General features: G+C 69.9%; 23 protein-coding genes. 7 read left to right on the top strand and 16 right to left on the bottom strand.

Annotation, left to right across the window (positions count from 1 at the left end):
* Positions 1 to 252: 252 nt before the first annotated feature.
* The 5 genes from FHY06_RS25840 to FHY06_RS25820 form a co-directional block, all read right to left on the bottom strand.
* Positions 253 to 2136: a WD40/YVTN/BNR-like repeat-containing protein gene (locus FHY06_RS25840; protein ID WP_184606769.1), complete on the bottom strand. Its 1884-nt coding sequence runs from the start codon at positions 2134 to 2136 to the stop codon at positions 253 to 255.
* 240 nt (positions 2137 to 2376) lie between these two features.
* Positions 2377 to 3717 carry an adenylosuccinate synthetase gene (locus FHY06_RS25835; RefSeq protein WP_184606768.1) on the bottom strand — a complete coding sequence of 447 codons (1341 nt, stop codon included), beginning with the start codon at positions 3715 to 3717 and terminating at the stop codon, positions 2377 to 2379.
* Between the two features lie 7 nt (positions 3718 to 3724).
* Complete coding sequence (locus FHY06_RS25830) at positions 3725 to 4705, bottom strand: VWA domain-containing protein (protein ID WP_126185267.1); 981 nt, start codon at positions 4703 to 4705, stop codon at positions 3725 to 3727.
* Positions 4706 to 4754: 49 nt separating this feature from the next.
* Positions 4755 to 5744: a lipopolysaccharide kinase InaA family protein gene (locus FHY06_RS25825; protein WP_184606767.1), complete on the bottom strand. Its 990-nt coding sequence runs from the start codon at positions 5742 to 5744 to the stop codon at positions 4755 to 4757.
* A gap of 10 nt (positions 5745 to 5754) precedes the next feature.
* Positions 5755 to 7068, bottom strand: a complete 1314-nt coding sequence (locus FHY06_RS25820) for a hemolysin family protein (protein WP_126185269.1) — start codon at positions 7066 to 7068, stop codon at positions 5755 to 5757.
* 23 nt (positions 7069 to 7091) lie between these two features.
* Here FHY06_RS25820 and FHY06_RS25815 point away from each other — a divergent pair, with 23 nt between their 5' ends.
* Positions 7092 to 7937: a symmetrical bis(5'-nucleosyl)-tetraphosphatase gene (locus tag FHY06_RS25815; RefSeq protein WP_126185270.1), complete on the top strand. Its 846-nt coding sequence runs from the start codon at positions 7092 to 7094 to the stop codon at positions 7935 to 7937.
* A gap of 18 nt (positions 7938 to 7955) precedes the next feature.
* Here the strand turns inward: FHY06_RS25815 and FHY06_RS25810 are convergent, their stop codons facing one another.
* A complete protein-coding gene (locus FHY06_RS25810) occupies positions 7956 to 8672 on the bottom strand; it encodes a GNAT family N-acetyltransferase (RefSeq protein WP_184606766.1) in 717 nt (238 codons plus the stop codon).
* 99 nt (positions 8673 to 8771) lie between these two features.
* On the opposite strand from FHY06_RS25810, the gene pdxR reads away from it, so the two are divergent.
* Positions 8772 to 10295 carry a MocR-like pyridoxine biosynthesis transcription factor PdxR gene (gene pdxR, locus FHY06_RS25805; RefSeq protein ID WP_184606765.1) on the top strand — a complete coding sequence of 508 codons (1524 nt, stop codon included), beginning with the start codon at positions 8772 to 8774 and terminating at the stop codon, positions 10293 to 10295.
* A gap of 175 nt (positions 10296 to 10470) precedes the next feature.
* Here the strand turns inward: pdxR and FHY06_RS25800 are convergent, their stop codons facing one another.
* The 7 genes from FHY06_RS25800 to FHY06_RS25770 form a co-directional block, all read right to left on the bottom strand.
* Positions 10471 to 11388, bottom strand: coding sequence for a helix-turn-helix transcriptional regulator (locus FHY06_RS25800; protein ID WP_026346429.1), 918 nt, complete (start codon positions 11386 to 11388; stop codon positions 10471 to 10473).
* Between the two features lie 110 nt (positions 11389 to 11498).
* The gene (locus tag FHY06_RS25795; RefSeq protein WP_184606764.1) at positions 11499 to 12188 is read right to left on the bottom strand and encodes a fumarylacetoacetate hydrolase family protein; all 690 of its coding nucleotides are present in this window, start codon (positions 12186 to 12188) and stop codon (positions 11499 to 11501) included.
* Positions 12189 to 12279: 91 nt separating this feature from the next.
* Positions 12280 to 13245 carry an ABC transporter substrate-binding protein gene (locus FHY06_RS25790; RefSeq protein ID WP_126185274.1) on the bottom strand — a complete coding sequence of 322 codons (966 nt, stop codon included), beginning with the start codon at positions 13243 to 13245 and terminating at the stop codon, positions 12280 to 12282.
* A gap of 23 nt (positions 13246 to 13268) precedes the next feature.
* Positions 13269 to 14270, bottom strand: a complete 1002-nt coding sequence (locus tag FHY06_RS25785; RefSeq protein WP_019655151.1) for an ABC transporter substrate-binding protein — start codon at positions 14268 to 14270, stop codon at positions 13269 to 13271.
* A 16-nt stretch (positions 14271 to 14286) separates the two neighbouring features.
* Positions 14287 to 15114: a class II aldolase/adducin family protein gene (locus FHY06_RS25780; protein WP_184606763.1), complete on the bottom strand. Its 828-nt coding sequence runs from the start codon at positions 15112 to 15114 to the stop codon at positions 14287 to 14289.
* Positions 15115 to 15261: 147 nt separating this feature from the next.
* Positions 15262 to 16389: an LLM class flavin-dependent oxidoreductase gene (locus FHY06_RS25775; RefSeq protein ID WP_019655149.1), complete on the bottom strand. Its 1128-nt coding sequence runs from the start codon at positions 16387 to 16389 to the stop codon at positions 15262 to 15264.
* A 56-nt stretch (positions 16390 to 16445) separates the two neighbouring features.
* Entirely contained in the window at positions 16446 to 17459 is a 1014-nt protein-coding gene (locus tag FHY06_RS25770) for an ABC transporter substrate-binding protein (protein ID WP_184606762.1), read from the bottom strand.
* A 111-nt stretch (positions 17460 to 17570) separates the two neighbouring features.
* Here FHY06_RS25770 and FHY06_RS25765 point away from each other — a divergent pair, with 111 nt between their 5' ends.
* The 5 genes from FHY06_RS25765 to FHY06_RS25745 all read left to right on the top strand — a co-directional run bounded on the left by FHY06_RS25765 (position 17571) and on the right by FHY06_RS25745 (position 22399).
* Positions 17571 to 18815, top strand: coding sequence for an acyl-CoA dehydrogenase family protein (locus FHY06_RS25765; protein ID WP_184606761.1), 1245 nt, complete (start codon positions 17571 to 17573; stop codon positions 18813 to 18815).
* On the top strand, positions 18812 to 19792 hold the full coding sequence (locus FHY06_RS25760) for an ABC transporter substrate-binding protein (protein WP_184606760.1): 981 nt from the start codon (positions 18812 to 18814) through the stop codon (positions 19790 to 19792). Before FHY06_RS25765 ends, FHY06_RS25760 begins: the two co-directional genes overlap by 4 nt.
* Positions 19789 to 20403 carry a cysteine dioxygenase family protein gene (locus FHY06_RS25755; protein ID WP_019655145.1) on the top strand — a complete coding sequence of 205 codons (615 nt, stop codon included), beginning with the start codon at positions 19789 to 19791 and terminating at the stop codon, positions 20401 to 20403. The genes FHY06_RS25760 and FHY06_RS25755 overlap by 4 nt, the downstream gene beginning before the upstream one ends.
* Positions 20400 to 22031, top strand: coding sequence for a rhodanese-related sulfurtransferase (locus tag FHY06_RS25750; protein ID WP_019655144.1), 1632 nt, complete (start codon positions 20400 to 20402; stop codon positions 22029 to 22031). Before FHY06_RS25755 ends, FHY06_RS25750 begins: the two co-directional genes overlap by 4 nt.
* A gap of 140 nt (positions 22032 to 22171) precedes the next feature.
* On the top strand, positions 22172 to 22399 hold the full coding sequence (locus FHY06_RS25745; protein ID WP_019655143.1) for a hypothetical protein: 228 nt from the start codon (positions 22172 to 22174) through the stop codon (positions 22397 to 22399).
* Between the two features lie 131 nt (positions 22400 to 22530).
* Here the strand turns inward: FHY06_RS25745 and FHY06_RS25740 are convergent, their stop codons facing one another.
* The 3 genes from FHY06_RS25740 to dcd form a co-directional block, all read right to left on the bottom strand.
* The gene (locus FHY06_RS25740; protein ID WP_126185282.1) at positions 22531 to 23997 is read right to left on the bottom strand and encodes a DEAD/DEAH box helicase; all 1467 of its coding nucleotides are present in this window, start codon (positions 23995 to 23997) and stop codon (positions 22531 to 22533) included.
* A 131-nt stretch (positions 23998 to 24128) separates the two neighbouring features.
* Complete coding sequence (ypfJ, locus tag FHY06_RS25735) at positions 24129 to 25010, bottom strand: KPN_02809 family neutral zinc metallopeptidase (protein ID WP_019655141.1); 882 nt, start codon at positions 25008 to 25010, stop codon at positions 24129 to 24131.
* 185 nt (positions 25011 to 25195) lie between these two features.
* Positions 25196 to 25762, bottom strand: coding sequence for a dCTP deaminase (gene dcd / locus FHY06_RS25730; protein ID WP_019655140.1), 567 nt, complete (start codon positions 25760 to 25762; stop codon positions 25196 to 25198).
* Between the last annotated feature and the right edge of the window lie 48 nt (positions 25763 to 25810).

The following is a 25810-nucleotide window of genomic DNA, read 5'->3' as shown; positions in this document are numbered from 1 at the left end:
TCAGTGCCTCTGCGTATTACACCCACGCGTGCGGCGCCGCGATGAGGTGCGGCTGATAGAGAGTTCGGCATTTCGCAGCAACTGCAACAGCATCTGCCGATGGTCGAGCTCCCATATGCCGCCACGTGGCAGCGGCGCGGTCCGACCCGCATCGGCAGTGCGACAACCAGCGCACCCGTGCAGCCCAGTTCCCTCGACGGCATAGAGGCGGCTCAGCACCAGCTCAGCATGCTAGGAGCCCGCCAAGCGGACTTAGCGAACGACGAACGCCAGATTGGCCAACACGTAGCCGACGGGCATGAATACGCCGCCCCCCACGTATTGCAGCTCCAGCGAATCCTGCTGGCCTCCGGAAATCGACCCGGCGATGCCGAGGGTGGTCGACGTGCGACGCGTGCCGATCTGGATGGTCGAGCCCGACTTGGCAGCAGTCACCTTCACGCCGTCGGCACTGCTCGCAACCGCAGTCCAGGCACCGCCATCGCTGGTCGCGTGCCAGGTCTGGCCACGGTCGCTGGACTCGTAGAGGCTGCCACCGCTGGTGGCGGCCACGACGTAGCGGCCGTCGGCGGACGTGGCGATGCCTCGCCAGTCCCGGTTGACGCTCTGCGCGCCCCATGTGGTACCCGAATCGGTGGAAACCCAGACAGCGCCCGTGTCCACGGTGGCGTACAGGATGCTGCCGTCGGCAGACGCTGCCACCGACCACCAGAACTGGCCATTCGCGCGTGCGGTCCAGCTCACGCCATAGTCGGTCGAGACATACAGCTGCCCGCCATTGGTGCCCGCCACCAGAACCCGGCCATCGGCCGAAGAAGCCACGGAGCGCCAGGCGCGGCTCGACTCGCGCGCCGTCCAGCTGCTGCCGCCGTCCGCCGAGGTCCAGATCTGCCCGAGGTAGGCGGTCGCGACCAGGCGCGACCCGTCGGCGGAACTGGCCACCGCGGTCCAGGCTCGGGACGAGCCGTCGTTGGTCCACGTATCGCCGCCGTCGGTCGAACGGAAAAGCGCGCCGCCGTTGACTGCAGCGAGCAGCTTAAGGCCATCGCTGGAAGAAGCGATGCCACTCCAGGTCTGTACCGGCAGGCGCAGGACCCAGCTCGCCCCGGAATCGATCGAGGTGTACAGCTCGCCGATGCTGGATACTGCCGCCAGGTGGGTGGCATCAGCGGACGAGGCCAGGCCGACCCAGCTACCGGCGGGCGCCACCGAGCGCCAGTCGAAGTCCGTTCCGCCGGGCAGGCCGCGCGTGTCGATGCGCTGCCCCGCGTTCTGCGCGATGGTCCACCCGCCGCTGCCCACCCCCACCACCTTGATCCAGTCGCCCACCGTGGGCGCGGGCGGAAGGGTGAGCGTGACGCCGGTGCCCGAATTCGCCTGATAGCCGGTGTTCGACTCGGTCTGGACACTCGATGCGGTGACGCTGACCCAGCGCGTATCGGCCGGCGCGGCCGCGCACACGTAGGCCGTGGCCGTGACCTCTGCGGCGTCGAGCACGCCGTTGGCATTCAGGTCCAGCCCGGACTGCACTCGTTGACCGCCATAGGTGCAGGTGCCGCCCGGCGCTTCGGCGGCGAATGCGAGCAGGCTGTCGCGGCCACTCGACCCCGTGGCGCCCGTCGCGCCCGGCGCACCGCCGCAGACGTAGGCCGAACTGGTCACTTCCGAATCCTCGAGCACGTCGTTGCGGTTCAGGTCCTTGCCGGCCAGCACCTGCGAGCCGCCCTGCGCGCAGTTGCTGCCGGCGGGCTCGGCCCGCATGCGCACCAGCGTGCTGAGGCCGTCCACCCCGGCAGTGGCGTTGCAGATGTACTGGGTGGACGTGACTTCGCTGTCCGCGAGCACGTGATTGGCGTCGGCGTCCAGGCCGGCCTCGACACGTGCGCCGCCCAAGGTGCAGTTGACGCCGACCGCCTCCGGCTTGACGCGCATCAGCACCGTGGATTTGCCCGATGTGTCGGCGGGCGCAGGCGTGGCGGGCTGCTGTGCAGGGGGAACGAAGAATGCCGCGTTGCCCGCGCCACCTCCGCCACCGCCACACGCGGCCAACGCCAGAGCGGAAGCCAGAGCGGAAATCAGGCCTGCGGTCAGGCGGACGTTGCGAGCGAAGCTGTAGGCAAGTCTGGAAGAAGGCATGGGCGGACGCGGTGAATGTACGAAGGCGCGATTTGGGTTGCACCGGCGAAACGGAACGCAACGCATTGTAAGAAATTGATGCACAAAGTCACATCCCGACGAGTCGGCAGAAGGCTCGCAGAGATGTCGGCCGGCATGCCGGGAGCCTGGGACGCGGGGGCTTGTTGCCATAGAACCCGCTTTCTTGCCCCGCATGGATAGGTCGCACGCCGCTGCCGGCCGACCCACCTGAGTCCTCGATCAGGGCAGATGCTTTCGCCCTCGGACGCTCTCCCGCGTCGGCCCGAAAGAGCCGAAGCGAACCGGCAGGCCGCTCAGCGCCTCCGCGTGTTCCACCCACGCGTGCGGCGTGGCGATGAGGTGCGGCTCGTAGATGGGCTCGGCGCTTCGCAGCAGCTGCGTCAGCGCCTGCTGATGATCGAGGTCGCGTACGCCCCCGAGCGGCAGCGACGCGATCCGGCCCGCGTCTGCCGTGCGATAGCCCGAGCACCAGCGCAGCCCCGCTCCCTCGATGGCGTCGAGGTGGCTCACCACCAGCCCGTCGAGCGTTCCGGCCACATCGAGCGCGTAGCGCAGCAGCACCGCATCGGGGTGGCCCCTGCGGAACGCGCCCTGCCAGCCTTCGTCGGCGTTGTGCGGCTCGGCCAGTCGCGCGTCGAGCAAGGGGTCGTGCGTGGGCAGCGGGCCGGTGCCGTGGCGGGTGAGGTAGGTGCGCAGCACGCCGAGGTGCTGCACGGGGGCGTCGATGCCGGCGTCGTGCAGCACGGCCTCGACGGCGGCAGTGGAAATGGTGCTCCAGGTGGTGTGCGGATGGAAGCCGCGCCATTCGTCGAGCAGCACACCCTGGGCGCCCTCGAAGATCACGGTGCCGGGCATCGCGAGGCGCTGCGCGATGCGGTCGATGTCCGCGGGCGGCGACTGCGCCACGCAGGGCGCCGCCGCCTCGAGCCAGCGGCGCGCCAGCGTGCCGTCGCGCAGCATGGCGATTTCCTGTGCGGCGTCGGCATGGTGCAGCGCCGGGCTGGCTTCGAACTCGCGCAGCAGCGCGGTGCGCAGCGCCTCGATCTTCTCGAGCGTGCGGGCGGTGCTGCGCAGGTCGCCATAGCGCAGCGCTTCGTCGGGCGAGGCCAGCGCCTGCCGCACGGTCTCGCCCACGCCGACGCCGCAGCTGCCGTGCGCAGCCTCGCCCCGCTCCAATTCACGCAGCCGACCTGCCGCCTGGTGGAAAGGCGTGGTCACGCGGCAGCGCGCGTCGATCGACAGTCGTGCAAAAGCGTCCTGCACGCCGACCCGGCGCAGCGCGGCTTCCTCGACGCGCAGCGCGGTGGGGTGCACGACCACCGGGCTCGCGAGCACCGTGCCCATGCCGGCATGGAAGCTGCCGGCGCCGAACTGCGAGAAGGTGTGGTGGCGGCCGTCGGCCAGCACGACGTTGTGGCCGGCCTGCGCGCCGCCGTTGAAGCGCACCACGGTGTGGGCGCCCGGCGTGGCGCCGAAGTGGTCGGTGAAGAGCCCCTTGCCGCAGTCTCCGAAGCCGAGGCCCAGCAGCGAGACGTAGTGCGGGGAAGCGTGAGCCGTCACACGGCCGTCAGCCGAAGAGCCGCTTCCACCAAGACGAGCGCGCACCGGACGCGGCTGCCGCCACGCTGGGCGTCGCGTGGCGAGGTGCGTTGGGGTCGAGCAGCGCGGCATAGGCGTCGAGCGCGTGCAGCACGCCGCCGACGCGCTCCTTCCCCATGCCGGTGGCGCTCATCACGCCGGCCAGCGCGTCCAGGCTGGGCACGGCCTTCTCGGTGAGGGCGACGATGCCGGCCGCCACGGCGCAGGCGTCGTCGGGCGAGTCCATGCAGATGACGTGATCGCCCAGCAGCTCGCGCCAGCGGCCCTCGCAGCGGCGGCGGCGCTGCGCGTCGGGAATCAGGAAGAACAGGTTCGTGGTCTCGGCCGCGGCGGCGATGACTTCCTCGATGGGAATGTCCTCGTCGAGCTTCTCGCCGATGAGCGCTTCGACCTGGTGGCGCGAGACCGCGGGGTACGGCAGCTCGTCGCCCGTCACGAACAGGTAGCCGCGCTTCCTGCGCTTGACCCAGCAGTCCATGTCGGTGTGCTGGGCCATGACGTAGAAGGCGAGCTCGTAGCTTTCCTCGCCGGTGCCGCCGCCACCGCCTTCCAGGTAGCTCCAGGTGAGCCACTGGTCCATGAGGTTGGCGGTCGATTCGAACTGGCCGACCTGCAGCGGCGCGTGGTCGGAGTTGGCGTCGCCGATGGCCATGAACATGAGCTGCGGGTCCGCCACGCCGCAGTCGGTCAGCAGCTTCATGAAGGTGGGCAGCTCGCGGCGCGCGAGAATCTGCGGGATGTCGCCCATGGAGCCCGTCACGTCGAGTGCGAAGGCGATGCCCAGCGAGTTCGGATGGTCGGCGTTGTCGCGCGACTCGCGCACCTTGAGCCCGTGCGGGTTCATCAGCGGATGGGTGGAGCGCTGCGTGAAGACCTCCGCGCCGGGCCTCGCGGCGCGGTCCGCGATCAGTGCCGTGTGGGCGGCATGCGAGTAGTTTCCGTAGCCCATGGGTTGTGCTCTCCTCTGTGACTGGTTGTAGTTCCTGGCGTTGCGGTGCTCAGGCGGCGGCGCGCGGCGCAGGATCGAAGTGGACAAACCTCGGTGCACCGAAGGCTTCGCGCGAGGCCGCCGACAGCGCCTGCTCGATGCCTTGCGCGCCGAGGCGGCGGCAGGCGGCCGCGTCCTCGCTGCATTCGCGCAGCAGGGCAGCGAGCGGCGCCGGCGTGTGAAGGCCCAGGCCGGGCTCGCCGGCCGCGCCGCCGTGCAGCGCGGCACGCACGGCCCAGGCCGCTTGCATCAGGTCGCGAGCGACCGCCGCTTCGTGCGCGGCGCCGCCGGCCTGCTGCGCGCGAGACCAGCCGATCAGCAGCACGCCATGGTCGCGCGGATGCACCAGCGCATGCGCGGGCGACAGGTCGCGGTGCGTCCAGCCGGCGCCGTGCACGAAGGCCAGCACCTCCAGCATGCGGCGCCAGAGCCACACGGCGTGGCGCGGGTCGATGCCCTGCGCGTTGGCCTGCTGCACGTCGTGCAGGCTGCCCCAGAAGCCGGTCGGATGCCGCAGCACCAGCGCCTGGCGCGAGCCCTCGCCCGTCGCACTGGCCATTCCTTCGGCCACGCCGATGCCCAGCGGCTGCGGCAGGCGGCGGGTGAAGTAGGCGGCGCCCGGCACGGAAAGATCCTGCAGCGCCTGCAGCACGGTGAATTCGCGCTGAAGCACGCCGTCGGCCGAACTCTCGCGCGCGAGCTTGAAGGTGACCCGCTCGGGCATCGCGCCCAGGCGCTGGGCCAGCAGCACCTCGGCGTGCTCGCCCGTGGCCAGCGGCGCGAGCACGCGGTAGCGTGCGCCCCGCCATGCGAGGACACGCCCGCCGGGCACGTCGGCATTGGCCCGGCGCCACGCGGCGCGAAAGCTCTCTCGCTCGACGATCTCCTGGCCGCGCACCACGGTGGCGCCGCAGTAGCTGCAGTTCACCGTGCGCCAGCGGGCGGCGCGCGGCAGTGGCGCAGAGCACTGGGGGCAGCTGAGAGCCTGCAGCGACAGCATGGCCCGCGCCCTACTCTTCCTTGGGCTGCGCGCTCGGATCGGGCGAGGCCAGCACGCGGTCGATGCGGCGGCCTTCCAGCGCGAGGATCTCGAAGCACCAGCCGGCGCAGTCGATCTGCTCGCCCACCTCCGGCAGGTGGCCCGACACGGCCATCAGCAGGCCGGCCACGGTGTTGTAGCGGCCGCGCTCCTCGTCGGGCAGCTCGCGGATGCCGAGGCGCGCGCGCAGTTCCGACACCGGCATGAGCCCGTCGAGCTCCCACAGGCCATCGGCACGCTGATGCGCCCAGGCGTCGGTCTGCATGCCGGGCTGCAGCTCGCCAGTGATGGCTTCGAGCAGGTCGCGCGGCGTCATGAGACCCTGCACCACGCCGTATTCGTCGACCACGAACACGAGCCGGCCGGCACGGGCGCGGAACTGTTCCAGCAGCTCCATGCCGGTGAGCGTCTCGGGCACGAACACGGCGGGCGATGCCTCCTGGCCCAGCACGCCGGTGTGCGCAGGCCCCAGGCGCAGCAGGTGCGCCACGCTGACCACGCCGACCACGTCGTCGAGCGAATTGCGGCACACGGGGTACCAGGAATGCACGAGGTTGAGCGCGGCCGCGTCGGCCACCTTCTGCAAAGCCTGCTGCACGGTGAACGATGCGTCGAGCCACTCGATGTCGGCACGCGGGATCATCAGCGACGACAGGCGCCTGTCGTCGAGGTGGAACACGTTGCGCACCATCTGGTGCTCGTGCTGCTCGATGACGCCGGCGTCCACGCCCTCTTCGAGACTCGCGGAGATCTCTTCCTCGGTCACCGAGCGGGCCGCGTTGGCGTCGATGCGCAGCACCTTCAGCGTGGCGGCGGTGGCGCCGGCCAGCAGCCACACGAAGGGCTTGGCGCCCTTGGCCAGGCCGCGCATCGGGCGGGACACCCAGCGCGCCACCGGCTCGGGGTAGAGCTGGCCGATGCGCTTGGGCACCAGCTCGCCGAAGATGATGGTGAAGAAGGTGATGCAGGTGACGACGACCGCGGTCGACACGATGCTGGCGGTGCCCCGGCCCATGCCCAGGCCTTCCATCCACACGCCGAGCGGCTCGGCGAAGGCCGCCTCGCCCACGATGCCGCTGAGCATGCCGATGGAGGTGATGCCGATCTGCACCGTCGAGAGGAACTGCGTGGGCGACTCCATCAGCTTCAGCGCGGCCACGGCCCCGGCGTCTCCCGTTTCGGCCAATGCCGCGAGACGTGCACGCCGGCTGGTGGAAAGGGCCATTTCGGACATTGCGAACAACGCGTTCAGCGTGGTCAGCAAGGCCAGGAGGAAGACATCCATGAACTGAGGGAGAGAATGGGGGAATGGCACTTTACTTGATTGGCGACCTGCAGGGCTGCGACGCCCCCTTCCAGCGGCTGCTGCAGAAGATCGATTTCTCCCCCAGCCGCGACACCCTCGTGCTGCTGGGCGACCTGGTGAACCGCGGACCCGATTCGCTGGCCGTGCTGCGCCGCATACGGGGCTACGGCGCCTCCGCGCTGAGCCTGCTGGGCAACCACGACCTGCACCTGCTGGGCGTGGCGCACGGCGCGCGCAAGGCCGGCCGCAAGGACACCCTCGCCGAGCTTCTTGCCGCCCCGGATGCCGAGGAACTGCTCGACTGGCTGCGCAACCAGCACATGGCGCTGCACATGCGCATCGGCAGCGGCGACCTGCTGATGGTGCATGCGGGCGTACTGCCGCAATGGACGGTGGGCGACGCGCTGGTGCTGGCCTCCGAGGTCGAATCGGTGCTGCGCGGGCCCGCGCTGGGCGAATTCATGATGTCGATGTACGGCAACGAGCCGGCGCAGTGGCAGGACACCCTCACCGGCAGCGCCCGCCTGCGCGCCATCGTCAACGCGCTGACGCGGCTGCGCTTCTGCACGGCCGACGGCGTGATGGACTTCGACGTCACGGACAGTGCCTCCAACGCCCCCGAGGGCTACATGCCCTGGTTCGACGTGCCCGGTCGCAGGACTTCGAACGCCACCCTCGCCTTCGGCCACTGGTCGACGCTGGGCTGGCTCTCGCGCCCCGACCTGCTCTCCACCGACACCGGCTGCGTGTGGGGCGGCTGCCTGAGCGCGGTGCGCATCGGCGCGACGCTGGATGAGCGCGAGCTGATCCAGGTCGAGTGCGAGCAGTCGCAGAAGCCCGGCAAGTAGCCGGACGCGCCCCGCGCGTCAGGCGGACGGCAGCCGGAACTTGTCCAGCGACATGCGCTGCCGCCCCTGCGCATCGAAGTTGTCCGGCGCCAGCCAGCGCTCGAAGGCCGTGCGCAGCGCCGGCCACTCGCCGTCGATGATCGAGAACCACGCCGTGTCGCGGCCCCGGCCCTTGTAGATCACCGCCTGGCGGAACAGCCCCTCGTACCTGAAGCCCAGCCGCAGCGCCGCGCGCTTGGAAGGCTCGTTGAAGTTGTCGCACTTCCACTCGTAGCGGCGGTAGCCCAGCTCGTCGAAGGCGAGCTTCATCAGCAGGTACTGCGCCTCGGTGGACATCGGCGTGTTCTTCACGAGCGGCGAGAAGTTGACGGTGCCCACCTCGATGGCGCCGTTGGCCGGATCGATGCGCATCAGCGCCAGCGAGCCGACGGCGCGGCCGCTCTGCTTGTCGACGACGGCGAAGTGCAGCGGGTCGGTACTTTTGGAGATGCGCTCGACATAGGCCCTGGTGCCGTCGGCATCGGCGGGACGCTCGATGCCGAGGTAGGTCCAGTCGCGGCCATCGGGCGCCTGCGCATAGGCGGCGTGCAGGTCATCGGCGTGCCGGCCGGCGTCGAGCGGTTCGAGCCTGCAGAAGCGCCCCTTGAGGACGCGGCGCGGCGGCAGGGAGCGCGGCGTCCATTCGGGCAGGTCGGGGCCGATGGACTGGCCGAACTCGTTCTGGCGGGCTGACATGGGTGAAGACTCTTTCGGTGGATGGTGAGCGGCGATGCCGGAGGACGTTAAAGTAGCCGCAACGTGGCGCCACGAAAAGCGCCATGAGAAGCCGATTTGATGGTGCCACGCTCCACCCTTCCCCTGCCGCCTTCCGCCCTGCTCGAATCCCCGCTGTCCAGGGGACCGGGGGCCGCACCGATGCAGCGCCAGCTGCACGACCGGCTCAAGGGCGCCATCCTCGACGGCAGCCTCGCGCCCGGCAGCCGCCTGCCGGGCTCCCGTGCGCTGGCCGAGGCGCTCGGCGTCTCGCGCAACACGGTCACCGCGACCTACGAGCACCTGGCCGCCGAGGGCTATGTGCGGCCCGACCGGCAGGGCACGCGCGTGACCGAGCTTTCATCACCAACGCCGTCGAAGCGCGAGCGGGCGGACGAGCGCACGGGCAGGCCGCCAGCCACGCCTGCCACCGCGCAGCGCCTCGCCAGGATCCTGCCGAGCGCCTCGCGTGCCGACATGGGCGCGGCGCTGCGCCCCGGCGTGCCCGCGCTGTCGCACTTCCCGCTGGCCGCATGGCGGCGCTCGCTGGAGCGCGCGATCCGCGAAGGAGGCTCTGCAGCCCTGGGCTACGGCGATCCGCTGGGCGAGCCTGCGCTGCGCGCGGCGATCGCGCGGCATCTGTCGGTGGCGCGCGGCGTGCGCTGCGAGCCGCGGCAGGTCGTCATCGCCGAAGGCGCACAGGAGGCCATCTCGCTGTGCGTGCGGCTGCTTTCCAACCCGGGGGACACCGGCTGGGTCGAGGACCCGGGCTACCGCGGCGCGAAGGCCGCCATGCACGCGGGCGACATGCGCATCGTGCCCATGCGCGTGGATGCCGAGGGGCTCTGCGTGGACGGGCGCGATTGGCGGGAGCACCCGCCCCGGCTGGTCTACACCACGCCGTCGCACCAATACCCGATGGGCTCCGTGCTGAGCATCGCGCGCCGCCTGGAGCTCATTGCACAGGCCCGCCGGCACGGCGCGTGGATCGTCGAGGACGACTACGACAGCGAGTTCCGCCACACCGGCGAGCCCATCGTCGCGATGCAGGGGCTGGTCGACGACGCGCCCGTGCTCTACGTCGGCTCGTTCAGCAAGACGATGTTCCCCGCGCTTCGGCTCGGCTTCCTCGTGCTGCCCGAGCGGCTCGTGGACGCCGTGCGGACGCCGCTCGAAGAGATGCTGCGCGGCGGCCACCGATACGAACAGCTAGCCATGGCCGACTTCATGGAAAGCGGCCAGTTCAGCCGCCACCTGGGCCGCATGCGCAGGCTGTACCGCGACCGGCAGCAGGCGCTGCGGCTCGCACTGGGCAGGCACTTCGAGGTGCCGCACGAGATCGACGGCGGCCACTGCGGCATGCATCTCACGGTGCGCCTGCCCGAGCGCTTCGACGACCGGAAGATCGCCGCAGAGGCACTGCGCCATCGCATCGCGCCCACGCCGCTGTCGGGCTTCGCGATGCAGCGGGTGCCGCCGACGCCGCCGATAGCGCCATACAGCGGGCTGGTGCTGGGCTACGGCAACACGCCGGCCGAGCTCTTCGGGCCGCTGCTGAGCCGCCTGTCACGCATCGCGAGGGCGGTGGAACGCGGCAGCGCATAGGGCCTGTTCGCGCCATTTCCGGGGCCGCGAAGGGCAGTCAGAGCGGGCGATCAAGGCGCGCGACGACGCGTGTGCATGCGCACACGCTGGAAGCGCAACGCCGATTGGCGTGCACTGGATGCCTTCCCGGAGGGTGGGAGCACCGACGCGACCCCGGAAATCGCGCGAACAGACCCTACACGCCCCTGCCCACCACGTGCTCGCGCCTGAAGTTGCGCGGCGTGCTGCCCACCACCTGCCGGAAGCGCCGGTTGAAGTACGCCTCGTCGGCAAAGCCGCACTGGTGCGCGATCTCCCGCACCAGCAGCGAGGTGGACGACAGCAGTTCCTTCGCGCGCTCGATGCGCCGCTCGGTCACGAGGTCGGTGAAGGTGCGATCGGTCTCCTTGCGCAGCAGGTTGGCCAGATAGTTGGGCGAGAGGAAGGCGGCGGCCGCCGCATCGGTGAGCGACAGCGGCTTGTCGAGGTTGTCGCGCACGTAGCGCACCACGCGCTGGAGCGCGTCGCGCTGCGAGGTCTTGCCGTCGTGCTGCAGCGAAAGCCGCATCAGCGCCTGCTCCTGCCGCATGCAGGCCAGACCGATGACCTGCTGCAGGATGCCGCGCATCGCCGTCTTGGCGCCGAAGCTGCGGCTCGCGTTCAGCGCATGCAGCTCGTCGAGCCAGCCGCGGATGCGCGCGAAGTCGGCCTCGTCGAAGGCGAAGTCGACGTACTCCTGGAACAGGAAGGGCGCGAGGTCGGGGTGCCGCGCGAGCGGTACGTCTTCGAGGTCGAGCGCGTCGACGTCGAGCTCGGGCCACAGGAAGCGCTGGTCGAAGTTGACGATGCAGTACAGCGCGTCGGGCGGATGCGGAATCACGTGCACCCGGTACGGCAGCACGAAGCTCAGGTGCCGCGGCCCGAAGGGCCGCACCTCGCCGCCGATGGACTGCTGCGAGCTGCCCTCGATGCCGACCTGGATCTGGAAATACGCATGCCGGTGCGGCAGCGTGAGCTCGTTGCGCGCACCCTGGAAGCGGATGTCGAAGTCGAGATGGTCGGCACGCTCGTGCATGCCGTAGGTTCGGACGGACGTGGGTGTGGAGGGGCGCATCGGGGCAGGCGTCTTCGTCTTTCGCCTGCGAGGGTACGCCAACTCGGGGGCCGGCGAACCGGCCCCGCCCGCCAGGCGCGGTCGGCGCGGCGGGAGCGCGGTCCTCAGCCTCAGACGACCGCTACGTCGAGCACGCCGACACCCGCCACGCTGCCGCGCATGCGGTCGCCGCGCTGCACCGCCGCCACGCCGGCCGGGGTGCCCGTGAAGATCAGGTCGCCGGGCTGCAGCGTGAACAGTGTCGAAAGGTAGGCGATGGTGTCGGGCACGTTCCAGATCATGTCGGCGAGGTCGCCCACCTGGCGCTGGGCGCCGTTCACATCGAGGCGGATCTCGCCCTTGGACGGATGGCCGGCCCTGGCCACCGGCACCAGCTCGCCGCAGGGCGCCGAGCCGTCGAAGGCCTTGCCGGTGTCCCAGGGGCGGCCCATCTTCTTGGCCTCGGACTGCAGGTCGCGACGGGTCATGTCGAGGCCGACGGCATAGCCGTACACGTGGCCGAGCGCGTCGGCCGCGGCGATGTTCGCGCCGCCGGTCTTGAGCGCGACCACCAGTTCGATCTCGTGGTGCACGTCGCTCGACAAGGTTGGGTAGGCGAACTCGCCGCCGTCGGCCACGATGGCGCTGGCCGGCTTCATGAAGAAGAACGGCGGCTCGCGGTCGGGGTTGTGGCCCATCTCGCGGGCGTGCTCGGAGTAGTTGCGGCCCACGCAGAAGATGCGGTTGACCGGGAAGCGGGCCTGCTCGCCCTGGATGGGCAGCGAATGGACGGGTGCGGGGGAAATGGCATAGGAAGTCATGCGACGACTCTAGCCAGCACAGCCCCGCGCCCCGGGGACGCAACTACGCGAGTCTTGGACTCAGCTACGGTCCCGCGCAGCGCTTCCTGTCTCAGCCGGCCACGCCGAAGCCGGTGTCGAAGGTGCCCTTCACGTCCAGCGGCTGCTTGATGAGCCCCACCTGCCGGTAGAAGTCGGCCGTGCCCTGCTGGTCGGCGATGACCTGCGCGTCGATGGCCACCCACTTCTGCTGGCGGCGCTCGAACTGCAGCTTCGCCGCCTCGGGCGGAATGCCGATGATGCGCGCCAGCGCGGCCGAGTAGGCATCGACGTTGCGGTACGACCAGAGCTGCGCCTTCACCACGCGCTGCAGGAAGTCCTGCAGCACCGGCCGCTTGGCGGCGATGGCGCTGTCGGTGGCCGCGAGGTAGCTCAGCCCCGGCAGCAGGCCGCGGCCGCTGACGAGCACCCGCGCGTGCTTGCTGACCTCGGCCAGCGCGGTGTAGGGCTCCCAGGTGGCCCAGGCGTCGACCGAGCCCTGCGTGAGCGCGAGCTTGGCATCCGCCGGCGCCAGGAAGCGCAGGTTCACGTCCTCCGGCTTGAGGCCGGCCGACGTGATGGCCTTGAGCGTGACGTAGTGGCCGATGGAGCCGCGGTTGGTGGCGACGCTCTTGCCCTTGAGGTCGGCTGCGGTCTTCAGCGTCGAATCGGGCCGCACGAGCACGGCCGTGCCGTAGGAGTCGGAACGGTTCGCACCGATGGCCTTCACGCGCGTGCCGGCCGCCAGGGCGAAGATCAGCGGCGCGTCGCCGATGGGGCCCGAGTCGACCGCCGCGGCGTTGAGCGCCTCGGCCAGCGGCGCGGCGGCCGGGAACTCCGACCACTGGATGTCGTAGCCGAGGCCTTCCAGCCCGCCCGCCGCCTCGAGCAGCGCGCGCAGCCCGCCCTTCTGGTCGCCGGCCTTGAGCACCGGGCGGCCCTGCGCGGAAACCACGCCGGGAAATGCGACGGCGGAAGCGACGGCAGCGGCGGCGGCCGTGCCTCGGGCGAGAAACTGACGACGGGAACTGTGGTTCATGCGGATGGGGCTCCTGTCCGTGTTCATGCCAGGGGATCGAAGGAGACGTGCTCGGCGAAGCGGACCGGGTCGGTGGTCTTCTTGAGCACGCCCACGCCGCGGAAATCGCGCGCATAGAACTCGACCTCGTCGCGCAGGTTGCGGCCCACGGGGTGGTGCTTGTGCGTGAGCGTGCCCAGCAGTGCGCGCAGGTCTTCCACCGCGACCTTGGGCGAGTACCTGGCGAAGAGCTTGGCCGACTCGTTCGGGTTCTCGGCCACGTAGTCCGAGGCCTGCACGATGGCGCGCACCAGCGAGGCGACGGTCGCCTTGTCCTTGCGCACCAGTTCGCCGCGCGCGCCGACGATGCAGCAGACCTTGTCCTTGTATTCGCCCGAGAGGTTGCTCGCCACCTCCACGAAGGCGCCCTGGTTGCGCTTCTCGATCAGGTAGATGTTGGGGTCGCCGTCGGCAATGGCCTGGATCTCGCCCTTCTTCACCGCGATGTCGAGCAGGTCGGCCGGGTACTGGCGCCAGACCACGTCCTTCTCGGCGTCGATGCCGTTCTTCGCGAGCAGGATCGAGAAGAAGTTCTTGCCCGGGCTCGCGATGTCCGACACGCCGATGGTCTTGCCCTTCAGGCTCGCCAGGTCGGTGACGCCCGCGCTCTTCGCGCCCACCAGCCGCACGCAGCCGCCGTGCGAGCTGCCGACGATCTTCACGTCGAAGCCCGATTCGAGCGGCTTGAGCCAGCGGTGGATCATGCCCACGGCCGCATCCGCCTTGGCGGTGGCGAGCGACTCCAGCAGCTGGTCGGTGGAGCCCGTGTAGTTGATGAGGTCGACCTGCAGCCCGTTGCGCTCGAAGTAGCCGCGCTCCTGCGCCACCACGACGGGCGAAAGGCAGAAGGCCGTGGCGTTCCAGGCGAAGGTGAGCTTGCGGGACTGCTGCGAGAAGGCCTGCGATGCGATCAGGCCGCCGGAGGCGACCACCGCGGCGGCGCCGCCGGCGCGCAGCAGGCTGCGGCGGGAGAAGTTGGGGTTCATCGTCGTGGGGTTCGGGTCAGAGAAGCAGTTCGGGCTCGGCCTCGACCAGGCCTTCGTAGAGGCTGTCGAAGGAATGGATCGCGCCTTCGGGCCCGCCGATCTGGCTGTGCGTGTGGCGTGCCGTGGCCTCGTCGATGGGCTGCGGCTTGCCCGCGGCCTCGGCCAGCAGTTGCGTGTGGCAGGCGTTGTCCAGCGCGATGTACCACCAGGCGGCAGCTTCCACCGTGGGGCCCGCCGTCAGGATGCCGTGGTTCTTGAGGATGGCGCCCTTCCTGTCGCCCAGCGCTTGGGCGATGCGCTCGCCCTCGCTGGTGTCGACCACCATGCCGGTGAAGTCGTCGAACAGCGCCACGTCGTCGTGGAACACGCAGCTGTCCTGCGTGATCGTGTCGAGCTTGCGGCCCAGCGTCGACCAGGCCTTGCCATAGGTCGAGTGCGTGTGGGCGGCGGCGATGATCTTCGGGTTGTATTCATGGATGGCCGCGTGGATCGCGAAGGCCGCCTTGTTGAGCGGCCTGTCGCCGATCACGGTCTCGCCCTTCGAGTTGACGAGCAGCAGGTCCGACACCTTGATGCGCGAGAAATGGATGCCCAGCGGGTTGACCCAGAAGTGGTCGGTGAGCTCCGGGTCGCGCGCCGTGATGTGCCCGGCCAGCCCCTGCGCGAAACCGAAGCGCGCGAACAGGCGGAAGGCGCCCGCCAGGCGTTCCTGCCGGTGGCGGCGCTCGGCCTGGATGGTGGTGCGCGGCGGAAGGGGGTCGAACCAGTACTTCTGCTGCGGGTTCGGGTTGAGCTTCAGCGGCTGCGAAGCCGCGTTGCGATCGATGGAGAGAACTGCGCTCATGGGGTTTCCTGGGTATTGGGTTTTCGCTCCTTCCCTCTTTGGGGGAAGGTTGGGATGGGGGCTCGACTGCTTCGACGCCATGACGGTGTTGGAGGCCGCTTGCCCCCACCCCTGCCTTCCCCCAGAGGGGGAGGGAGAAAGATGGGGTCAGGCTGCCTTGCGGACCGATGCCGCGCGCTGCGCCACCAGCTCTCGCGTACGCGGGATCAGCTCGCGGCCGTAGTCGAGGGCGTCTTCCAGCGGATCGAAGCCGCGGATCAGGAAGGTGGTCACGCCCAGGTCGTAGTAGTCGAGCAGCGCGTCGGCCACCTGCTCGGGCGTACCGACCAGCGCGGTGCTGTTGGAGCGCCCGCCGATCTCCTGCGCGACCGCGGTCCACAGGCGCTTGTCGAGCCGCGAGCCCTTCTCTGCAGCGGCCAGCAGCCGCTTGGCGCCTTCGCTCTGCTGCGGACCGCCGCGGTTGTAGCCCTGCACCACGCGCAGACGCTTTGTCTCGGCGAGGATGTTCTCCGCGCGCGCCCATGCGGCCTCTTCGGTCTCCGCCAGGATCGGGCGGAACGACACCGAGAAGCGCACGCTGCGCCCGTGCCTGGCCGCCTCGGCGCGCACGCGGGTGGTGAGTTCGCGCGCCTGGTCGAGCGACTCGCCCCACAGCGCGTAGACGTCTGCGTACTTGCCCGCCACCGGAATGGCAGCCTCGGATGCGCCGCCGAAATACACCGGCACGTGCGGCTTGCCGTTGCGCGTCTGCACCGGCCGCACCTCGGAGAAGGCGTTCTGGAAGCGGTAGTGCGCGCCTTCGTGGTCGAAGGGCTTCTCCGCCGTCCACACCTTGTGCAGCACCTCGAGGTATTCGTCGGTGCGCGCGTAGCGCTGGTCATGGTCGAGCCAGTCGCCGTCGCGGCGCTGTTCCTCGTCGGAGCCGCCGGAGATGTAGTGCACCGCGAGACGGCCGCCGCTGAACTGGTCGAGCGAGGCGAACTGTCGCGCGGCCAGCGTCGGCGCGACGAAGCCGGGGCGGTGCGCGAGCATGAAGTGGATGCGCTCCGTGACCGAGGCCGCGTAGGCCACGGTGAGCGTGGCGTCGGGGCTGGTCGAGTGGTGCGGCACGAGGACGCGGTCGAAGCCCGCCGTCTCATGGGCCTGCGCGAAGGCGCGCACGTAGTCGCGGTCGAGCGCGGGGCCCTTGGCCGGGTGGATCTCCGAGACCTTCTGGCCCTGGATCATGCCGATGAATTCGACGACGCCGTCTTGTTGCTGTGACTGCTGGCTCATGGTGCTGTCCTTGTCTGTATCTGTTGGCGGGAGATGGGTGTCAGGGTCTCAGGCTGTCAGGCGGCCGGCAGGCGCAGCACGCTCTCGAAGCTGCGGTCCCACAGGGGCTTCACGTCGGCCGGGCCGTCGAGCACGCCGATCTTCAGGAAGGTGTCGGCCACGTCCTGGTGGCTGCGTACCACCGCATCGCTGACGGGGCCCAGGCTGTAGTCGCCGCTGCGGCGGTTGAACAGTTCGACGATGTCGCCCACGGGCACGCGCGTCTCGGCCGACTGGGCGCGGGCGTAGGCCAGGAAGTTGCCGTTGATCCACGCGAACGACCGCTGCAGGCGCTGCAGCAGGTCGGCCAGCGCGGCGCGGCGCAGCGGGTCGTCGAGCGCACGCGGGTTGGCATAGATCGGGAAGTTGCCCGAGAGGTACCCCACGCCGGTCTTGATGACGCGCGCCCCGTACTGGGTGCGCGCGAGCTGGCCGTTGTAGCCGTAGATGGCCCAGGCATCGAGGTCGCCGCGCGCAAAGGCCGAGAGGCCGTCCGCAGGCGTGAGGCTCACGGCCTGGATGTCGTTGAACGTGAGGCCCGCCTCGGCCAGCTGCTTGGCGAGGTAGTAGTGCGAGGTGGTGGCGCGCACATAGCCCACGCGCTTGCCCTTGAAGTCGGCGATGCTGCGGATCGGCGCGTCCTTGCGCGCCAGCGTGGCCTGGTTGTTCAGGTCCTCGTGCGTGACGGCCACCAGCTTCACGCTCGACTTCTGCCGCGCCGCGAACACCGGCGGGATCTCGCTGCCCGAGCCCAGGTCGAGCGCGTCGCCATTGATGGCCTCGATGTGCAGCACGCCGTTGTTGAGCTCGCGCCAGTCGATCCTGTAGGGCGCGTCGGCCTGGCCCGAGGCGGTGAGCAGCGGCCGCCACAGGCCCTTGTAGGTGCCCACGCGCAGGGTGACGCCCGAGAGATCGCGCGACGCTTCCCGCGAGGGTGCGGCGGCTTGCGTCCAGCCGGCGGAGCCGGTCGCGGCGAGCGCCGCCGCGGCCTGCAGCAGCCGGCGCCGGTCCAGGGGAAAGTCTGATTTCATGCACCCGGACCGTAACCAGACGCCGCACGGAAGCGAACGCAGAAAAACGAGTTTGCATATGCAGGATGCGTCGTTTCCGCACGGCGGGCGGGCCGCTACCGTGCGGAAACCATGAGTGCACTCCCCTTGCGCCGGCCGACGGCCGCGTCCGAACACCCCTCCCCCACGACCGTCGATGCCTCCGTGCTGGCGCGGCTCACGGCCCAGTTCGCGGCCACCGCCGCCGACTACGACCTGAGCGGCGCCTTCCCCCGCGAGAACTTCGCGGCGCTGCAGGCGCACGGCCTGATCGGGCTGGTCGCGCCCGCCGAGCACGGCGGCGGCAGCGCCACGCTGGCGACGGCCCGGCGCGTGATCTCGGCCGTGGCGCGCGGCGAGCCGGCAACGGCGCTGATCCTCACGATGACCTATCTGCAGCACCACGCGCTGACGCGCCCGGACAGCCGCTGGCCCGCGCACCTGCGCGAGCGCGTGACGCGCGACGCGGTGGAGAACGGCGCGCTCATCAACGCACTGCGCGTGGAGCCTGCCCTGGGCTCTCCCGCACGCGGCGGCCTGCCCGGCACGGTCGCGCGGCGTGATAGCAAGGGCAAGGGCGACGCCTGGAAGATTGACGGCCACAAGCTCTACACCACAGGCATCGAGGGCCTGGGCTGGCTCGCCGTGTGGGCACGCACGGACGAGGCCGAGCCGCGCACAGGCGTGTTCCTGGTGCCGCGCAACGCGCCCGGCGTGCGCGTGATCGCGAGCTGGGACCACCTGGGTCTGCGCGCCTCGGGCAGCCACGAAGTCGTCTTCGAGAACGTCGCCATCGATGCCGACCACGCGGTTGACCTGCGCGCGCCGGCCGACTGGGCGCCCGACGCAGGCAGCCAGACCGACATCGACGCCCACGCCACCCAGCAGGCCTGGATGACAGTGCTGCTCGGCAGCCTCTACGACGCCGTGGCCCACGCTGCGCGCGACTGGCTCGTCGGCTTCCTGAACCGCCGCGCGCCCGGCAGCCTCGGCGCGCCGCTGGCCACCCTGCCGCGCGTGCAGGAGCACGTGGGCGAGATCGAGGCGCTGCTGCGTATCAACCGCGTGCTGCTCGACGACGCCGCCGCCGCGGTCGATGGCGGCCATGCGCAGCCGGCCGCCGACAGCGGCCTGCTCAAGTACACGGTAACGGGCAACGCGATCCGCGCGGTCGAGCTCGCGCTGCAGTTGAGCGGCAACCACGGCCTCACGCGGCAGAACCCGCTGGAGCGGCACTACCGCGACGTGCTGTGCAGCCGCATCCACACGCCGCAGAACGACGCGATCCTGGTTGCGGCGGGCAGGCGCGCACTGCTGGCTTCGGGAGCTGCCGCATGACGTCTGCGCTCTTCTCCAGGACCTCGCGGCGCGGCTGGCTCAGGCAAGGCGCCGCGCTGTCGCTGGCTGCAACCAGTTCGCTGCGCGTCTTCGCACAGCCCCAGACCGCCCTTGTGCTCGGTGACCAGGCCGGCGGCCTTCGCTCGCTGTTCGAGGCCTCGCGCGCGCTCGAAGGCGCGCCCTTCGCCTATCGCTGGGCCAACTTCCAGGGCGCCGCGCCGCTCTTCGAGGCGCAGCGCAGCGCGGCGGTCGACACCGCCATGGCCGGCGACCTGCCCGTGCTCGCCGCGGCCGTCGGCAAGACACCGCTGAAGATCGTCGCCACGCGCGTGGGCAAGGCCGATTCGCTGGGCATCGTGGTGCAGCCCGATTCGCCGCTGCGCAGCGTGGCGGACCTGCGCGGCAAGACGGTGATCGTGTCTTCCGCGCGCGGCAGCATCTCGCAGTACCAGCTCTACGGTGCACTCGAGGAGGCCGGCGTGAAGCGCGAGGAGGTGACGGTGAAGTTCGTGCTGCCCACCGACGCGGCCGCCGCCTTCGCCTCGAAGCAGATCGACGCCTGGGCCATCTTCGACCCGTACTACACCATCGCGCTGCAGCAGGGCGGGCGCATCCTGCGCGACGGGCGCGGCATCAACACCGCGCTGGGCTTCATCACCGCCACCGAGTCTTCGCTGGCCGATCCGGCCAAGCGCGCGGCCATCGTGCAGTTCCTCGACCGGCTCGCCCGCGCGGGCGACTGGGCGCTGGCCAATCCCGAGGCCTATGCCCAGGCCTACAGCCAGCTCACGCGGTTGCCCATCGAGTCGTCGCGCATCATCACCGCGCGGGCCTCGGTGGCCGGCCGGCCCGTGAGCGAGGCCGACATCGCGGCGCTGCAGACGGTGGCCGACCGCTCGGCGCGCGACGGCATCCTGCCGGTTCGGGTGGACGTGCGCGCGATCACCGACACTGGCGTCTGGAAACGCCCCGCATGACGACAAATTCCCTGACCCCTCTTCGCGAATTCGTCGGCGCCTTCGGCCGGCTGCTCGATGGCGCACCCGACGAGCCGCGCATTCTTTCGGAAGGCGGCGCGCTGCTGCGCAAGCTGGTGTCGCGCGACGACTGGCTGCCCGACGCCTTCGCCCAGCCCGATCCTTCCCGCTACCAGCAGTTCCTGCTGCACGCCGACAGCACCGAGCGCTTCTCGGTCGTGAGCTTCGTCTGGGGTCCCGGGCAGGCCACGCCGGTACACGACCACACCGTGTGGGGGCTGATCGGCATGCTGCGCGGCGCGGAGTACAGCCAGGGCTACGCACTAGGCGCCGACGGCCATGCGCGTCCGCACGGCGAGGCGGTGCGGCTCGACCCCGGCCAGGTGGAGGCGGTGTCGCCCACCGTCGGCGACCTGCACCGCGTGCACAACGCGCACGCTGACCGGGTGTCGATCAGCATCCACGTCTACGGCGCGAACATTGGCGCGGTGCGGCGGCATACTTACCCCGCGGAGGGCGGCCGCAAGCCCTTCGTCTCCGGTTACTCCAACACGCTGCTGCCCAACCTGTGGGACCGCAGCGCAGAACTCAGAGCCTCGACAGACGCATGACGACGACCATCGCCACCAGCTTTCCCGTTCTTTCCTTCGCCGCCGTGCGCGAGCGGCTCATCGCCCGCGACGAGACCGCACTGCTGGACGTGCGCGAGGAAGACCCGTTCGCGCAAGAGCACCCACTGTGGGCTGCCAACCTGCCGCTGTCGCGCATCGAGATCGAGGCCTGGCGGCGCATTCCGCGGCGCGACACGCTCATCGTGCTGTACGGCGAACACGCCGGCACCGACCTCGCGCCGCAGGCCGCCCGCACCCTCGCCGCGCTGGGCTACACCAACGTGCACCTGCTCGAAGGCGGCCTCGAAGGCTGGCGCAAGGCGGGCGGCGAGCTGTTCCGCGACGTGAACGTGCCGAGCAAGTCCTTCGGCGAGCTGGTCGAGCACGAGCGGCACACGCCGTCGCTCTCGGCGCCCGAAGTGAAAGCGCTGATCGACGCGAAGGCCGACGTGGTGGTGCTCGACGCGCGCCGCTTCGACGAATACCAGACGATGAGCATTCCCTCGGCCACCAGCGTGCCGGGCGCGGAGCTGGTGCTGCGCGTGCGCGAGCTGGCGCCCGATCCGGCGACGCGGGTGATCGTGAACTGTGCGGGCCGCACGCGCAGCATCATCGGCACGCAATCGCTCGTGAACGCGGGCATCCCCAATCCCGTGGCCGCGCTGCGCAACGGCACGATCGGCTGGAAACTGGCCGGACAGGTGCTGGACCATGGCGCCGACAGGCAGGCGCCTGCGGCAGTGTCCGAGGCGCATCGCGCGCAGGCACAGGCCGATGCGCGCCGCGTGGCCGACAAGGCGGGCGTGCACCGCATCGCGCTGGACGCACTGCATACGCTGGAGGCTCCCGGACGCACCGTCTACCGCTTCGACGTGCGCACGCCCGAGGAATATGCGGCAGGCCACCTGCCCGGCTTCGCCAGCGCGCCCGGCGGGCAGCTGGTGCAGGAAACCGATCACCAGGTGCCGGTGCGCGGCGCGCGCATCGTGCTGGCGGACGACGACGGCGTGCGCGCATCGATGAGCGCATCCTGGCTGGCGCAAATGGGGTGGGAGGTCTACGTGCTGGACGCAGTGCCGACGGCGGCCGACTTCACCGAGACCGCTGCTCCCGCGAGCGCATATCCCCCGGTTGCCGTCGCAGTGAACGAGATCGCCCCGGCCGAACTGGCCGCGCTGCTGAAACAGCCCGGCACCGCGGTGATCGACGTGACCACCAGCGCCAACTACGTGAAGCGCCACATTCCGGGCGCCTGGTATGCGATCCGCGCGCAGTTGCCGCAGGCGCTCGACACCGCCATCCCGCCCTCGTCGCGCTACGTGCTGACCTGCGGCAGCAGCCTGCTCGCACGCTACGCGGCCGCCGACCTGCGCGCGCTGCTCGACGCGCGCGGCCAGCGCGATGCCGAAGTGCTGGTGCTGGCCGGCGGCAATGCGGCGTGGTTCGCAGCAGGCCTCGAAGCCGAGACCGGCGAGACCCGCCTCGCGAGCGCGCGCACCGACCGTTATCGCCGCCCCTACGAGGGAACCGATGCGCCGGCGGAGGCGATGCAGGCCTACCTGGATTGGGAATTCGGCCTGGTCGCGCAGCTGGGGCGCGATGGAACGCATCACTTCAAGGTGATCTGAAGACCGGCTTCGGCGAAAGCATCCTGAAAGGAAGGCGACACGCCGGTCACAGTGTGTCGCCCGGGTAAAGGCCGTCATCCGGCGATGAGCGACGACGTTGGAGGGTCACACCGACAACAACTCGTTTCAGGAGCTTCGCCATGAAATTCCCAGTTATCGCCCTGTCCGCCGCCGCGCTGGCGGCCACGCTGACCGGCTGCGTGGTCGCGCCGGCCGCACCGGCCCCCGTGTACGCAGCGCCTCCTGGCGTCGCCTATGTGGCGCCGACGTACGTATCGCCTGGTGTCGGCTTCGTGTGGGCCTACCACCCGCGCTATGGCTGGGGCTGGCACCACCCGCAATACGGCTGGCACCGCGGCTGGAGGTAGAAGTTCTCCCCCAGGCTTCGCGCACTTCGTGTCGCTTCTCCACCCCTTCCGGGGGCAACACCTGAGGCCCGGCGCAGGCGGTTCCTCGGTGTTTCTCGAACGGAGCAGGGGCGGAGTCAGCCCCGGAGCGATCAGCTCGGTTCGGCGCTCTTGAACAGGGCCGCGACCTTGCGCTTCGACTTGATGTTGCTGGAGATGCCGCGTCCGGGCGTCGTGGCCTTGGCTGCTGCTTCCCAGGCGGGCGTCGCGTCGGGCTGGCCGGGCTCGTAGGGCTTGTCGAAGAACGGATCGCGCGGCGCGGCGGGGGCGCGGTGCGGGCGTCCGCCGCTGCCGCGCCGGCCATCGGCGTCGCGGCGTTCGCGCGGCTGGTCGAGCACGTCGCGTGCATCGCCCGCTTCGCCTTCCTCGCGCCAGTGGCGGCGTCCGTCGTTGATGCGGCCGCGCGGACGGTCCTCTTCGAATTCCACGGGTTCGAGCTCGATCTTCTTCTTGATCAGCTTCTCGATGTCCGCCACCAGGCGCGCATCGTTGCCGCCGCTGGCAAAGCTCACCGCCAGGCCCGAAGCGCCGGCACGGCCGGTGCGGCCGATGCGGTGCACGTAGTCTTCGGCGTTGAACGGGATGTCGAAGTTGAAGACGGCAGGCACGTCCTTGATGTCGAGGCCGCGGGCCGCGACGTCGGTGCACACCAGCAGATCGACCTCGCCGGCCTTGAAGGCCGCGAGCGACTTCAGGCGCTCGTCCTGGCTCTTGTCGCCGTGCAGGGCCGAGGTGCGAAGGCCGTCGCGCTCCAGCGAGCGCGCAAGGCGCGCGCAGCCCAGCTTGCTGTTGACGAACACGAAGGCCTGGGTGATGCCGCGCTGGCGCACGATCTGCCTGAGCGCGCGGCGCTTGTCGTCGTCGGCCACGCTGTAGAAATGCTGCTCGACGGTCGAGGCCGTCTCGTTCGGCCGGGCGACCTCGATGGTGACCGGGTTCTGCAGGTAGCTGCCGGCCAGCCGCTTGATCTCGGGCGAGAAGGTGGCGGAGAACAGCAGCGTGGTGCGCTGCTTGGGCAGGTAGCTCAGGATGCGCTGCAGGTCAGGCAGGAAGCCGATGTCCAGCATGCGGTCGGCCTCGTCGAGCACCACGTATTCGACCTGGTTGAGCACCGCGTTCTTGGCTTCGATGTGATCGAGCAGGCGGCCCGGCGTCGCCACCAGCACTTCGACGCCCTTCTTCAATTCCAGCGTCTGCGGCTTCATGTCGATGCCGCCGAACACCACCGTGCTGCGCAGGTTGGTGTACTTGGCATACAGCTTGATCTGCTGCGCAACCTGGTCGGCCAGCTCGCGCGTGGGCAGCAGCACGAGGGCCCGGACCGGATGCCGCGCGGGCGAGGTCGAGGCGTTCTCATGCTTGAGCATGCGCTGCAGCAGCGGGAGCGAGAAAGCCGCCGTCTTGCCGGTACCGGTCTGGGCTGCGCCCATCACGTCCTGGCCCGAGAGCACGACCGGAATGGCCTGTGCCTGGATCGGAGTCATGGTTTCGTAGCCCATTTCGGCCACGGCGCGCGCCAGCGGTTCAGCCAGCATTAGATTGGAGAAGGAGCTTGTCATTGAGCCTTCTATTGTCGCACTGCCGCAAAAAACGGCAGTGACCGCGCGATGACAACGCCCGCGCCGCTTGTATTGCTATTTATTCGATAGCAATCGGTCCAGCCTTTACGGGCGCTCCCGGCCAACGCAGCTCAAAGGCTGCGCGCGTTGAAGGTATCGCAGGCCTTGATGTCGCCGCTCTGGTAGCCCGTGCCGAACCAGCGCTGGCGCTGGGCGCTGGAGCCGTGGGTGAAGCTGTCGGGCACCACCGCGCGGCCTGCGGAACGCTGCAATGCGTCGTCGCCGATCTTCTGCGCGGCGTTCATGGCCGCCTCGATGTCGCCCGGGTCCAGCCACTTCTTCGATTCCTGCGAATGGTGGGCCCACACGCCCGCGAAGCAGTCGGCCTGCAGCTCGACGCGCACGCTCATCGCGTTGTTCTGCGTCTGGCTCAGGCGGTTGCGCATGCCGTCGACCTTGGCGGTGATGCCGAGCTCGTCCTGCACATGGTGGCCGACCTCGTGCGCGATGACGTAGGCCTGCGCGAACTCGCCCGGCGCACCGAGCTGGTTCTTGAGCGTGTCGTAGAAGCCGAGGTCGATGTAGACCTTCTGGTCGCCCGGGCAGTAGAACGGCCCCATGGCCGACTGGCCGGTGCCGCAGGCCGTGGGCGTCGCGTTGCGGAACAGCACGAGCCGCGGCGGATGGTAGGTGCCGCCGTTCTGGCGGAAGATGTCCGTCCAGACCACTTCGGTGTTCTTGAGCACGGTGGAGACGAAGGCCGCTTCGCGGTCGTTCGAAGGCGGCCTGGGAGCCGGCCCCTGCTGCTGTTGAACCTGGGCCGGGCCACCGCCTCCGCTGAGCAGGCTCAGCACGGTGAGCGGGTTGATGCCGAAGACCCAGCCGGCGATCAGCGCGACCGCGATGGTCCCGATGCCGATGCCGCGGCCTCCGATGAAGCCGCCACCGCCTCCGCCGCCTTCACCGCGGCGGTCCTCGACGTTGTCAGATTGTTCGTTGCCTTCCCATCTCATCGCGCTCTCCTTGCCGGCCGTTGGAGGAGGAGTTGCCGGCGGTCACGGGATCGTACTTCGGAAGATGACCGCGTCTGTAAGCGGGTATGCCAAGGATGCCCCGGAACCTGCTTTGCCGGGCCGCAGGCGCCGCCCCCTGGCGGGAGTCGGCGCAGCGACAGGAAGTGCGCGCAGCCTGGGAGCGCTCAGGTCTTCGGCAGCGTGACGCCGCGCTGGCCCTGGTACTTGCCGCCGCGGTCCTTGTAGCTGGTCTCGCAGACCTCGTCGCTCTCGAAGAACAGCACCTGCGCACAGCCCTCGCCCGCGTAGATCTTGGCGGGCAGCGGCGTGGTGTTGCTGAATTCGAGCGTCACGTAGCCTTCCCATTCGGGCTCGAAGGGGGTCACGTTGACGATGATGCCGCAGCGCGCGTAGGTGCTCTTGCCCAGGCAGATGGTCAGCACGTTGCGCGGGATGCGGAAGTACTCGACGGTGCGCGCCAGCGCGAAGCTGTTGGGCGGGATGATGCAGTAGTCGCCGTGCATGTCGACGAAGCTCTTCTCGTCGAAGTTCTTCGGGTCGACCACCGTGCTGTGGATGTTGGTGAAGACCTTGAATTCAGGCGCGCACCGGATGTCGTAGCCGTAGCTCGAGGTGCCGTAGCTGATGATCTTGTGGCCGGAAGCCTCGCGCACCTGGCCGGGCTCGAAAGGCTCGATCATGCCGTGCTGCTCGGCCATGCGCCGGATCCATTTGTCGCTCTTGATAGACATTGAAAAACACCCCAGTCTTCGCGCACTTCGTGTCGCTACGCCAACCCC

The sequence above is a fragment of the Variovorax atrisoli genome, from assembly GCF_014195185.1.
Classification (GTDB): Bacteria; Pseudomonadota; Gammaproteobacteria; order Burkholderiales; family Burkholderiaceae_C; genus Variovorax; species Variovorax atrisoli.
Note: the sequence above shows the minus strand (reverse complement) of the source record. Positions and strands in the feature narration are given on the sequence as shown.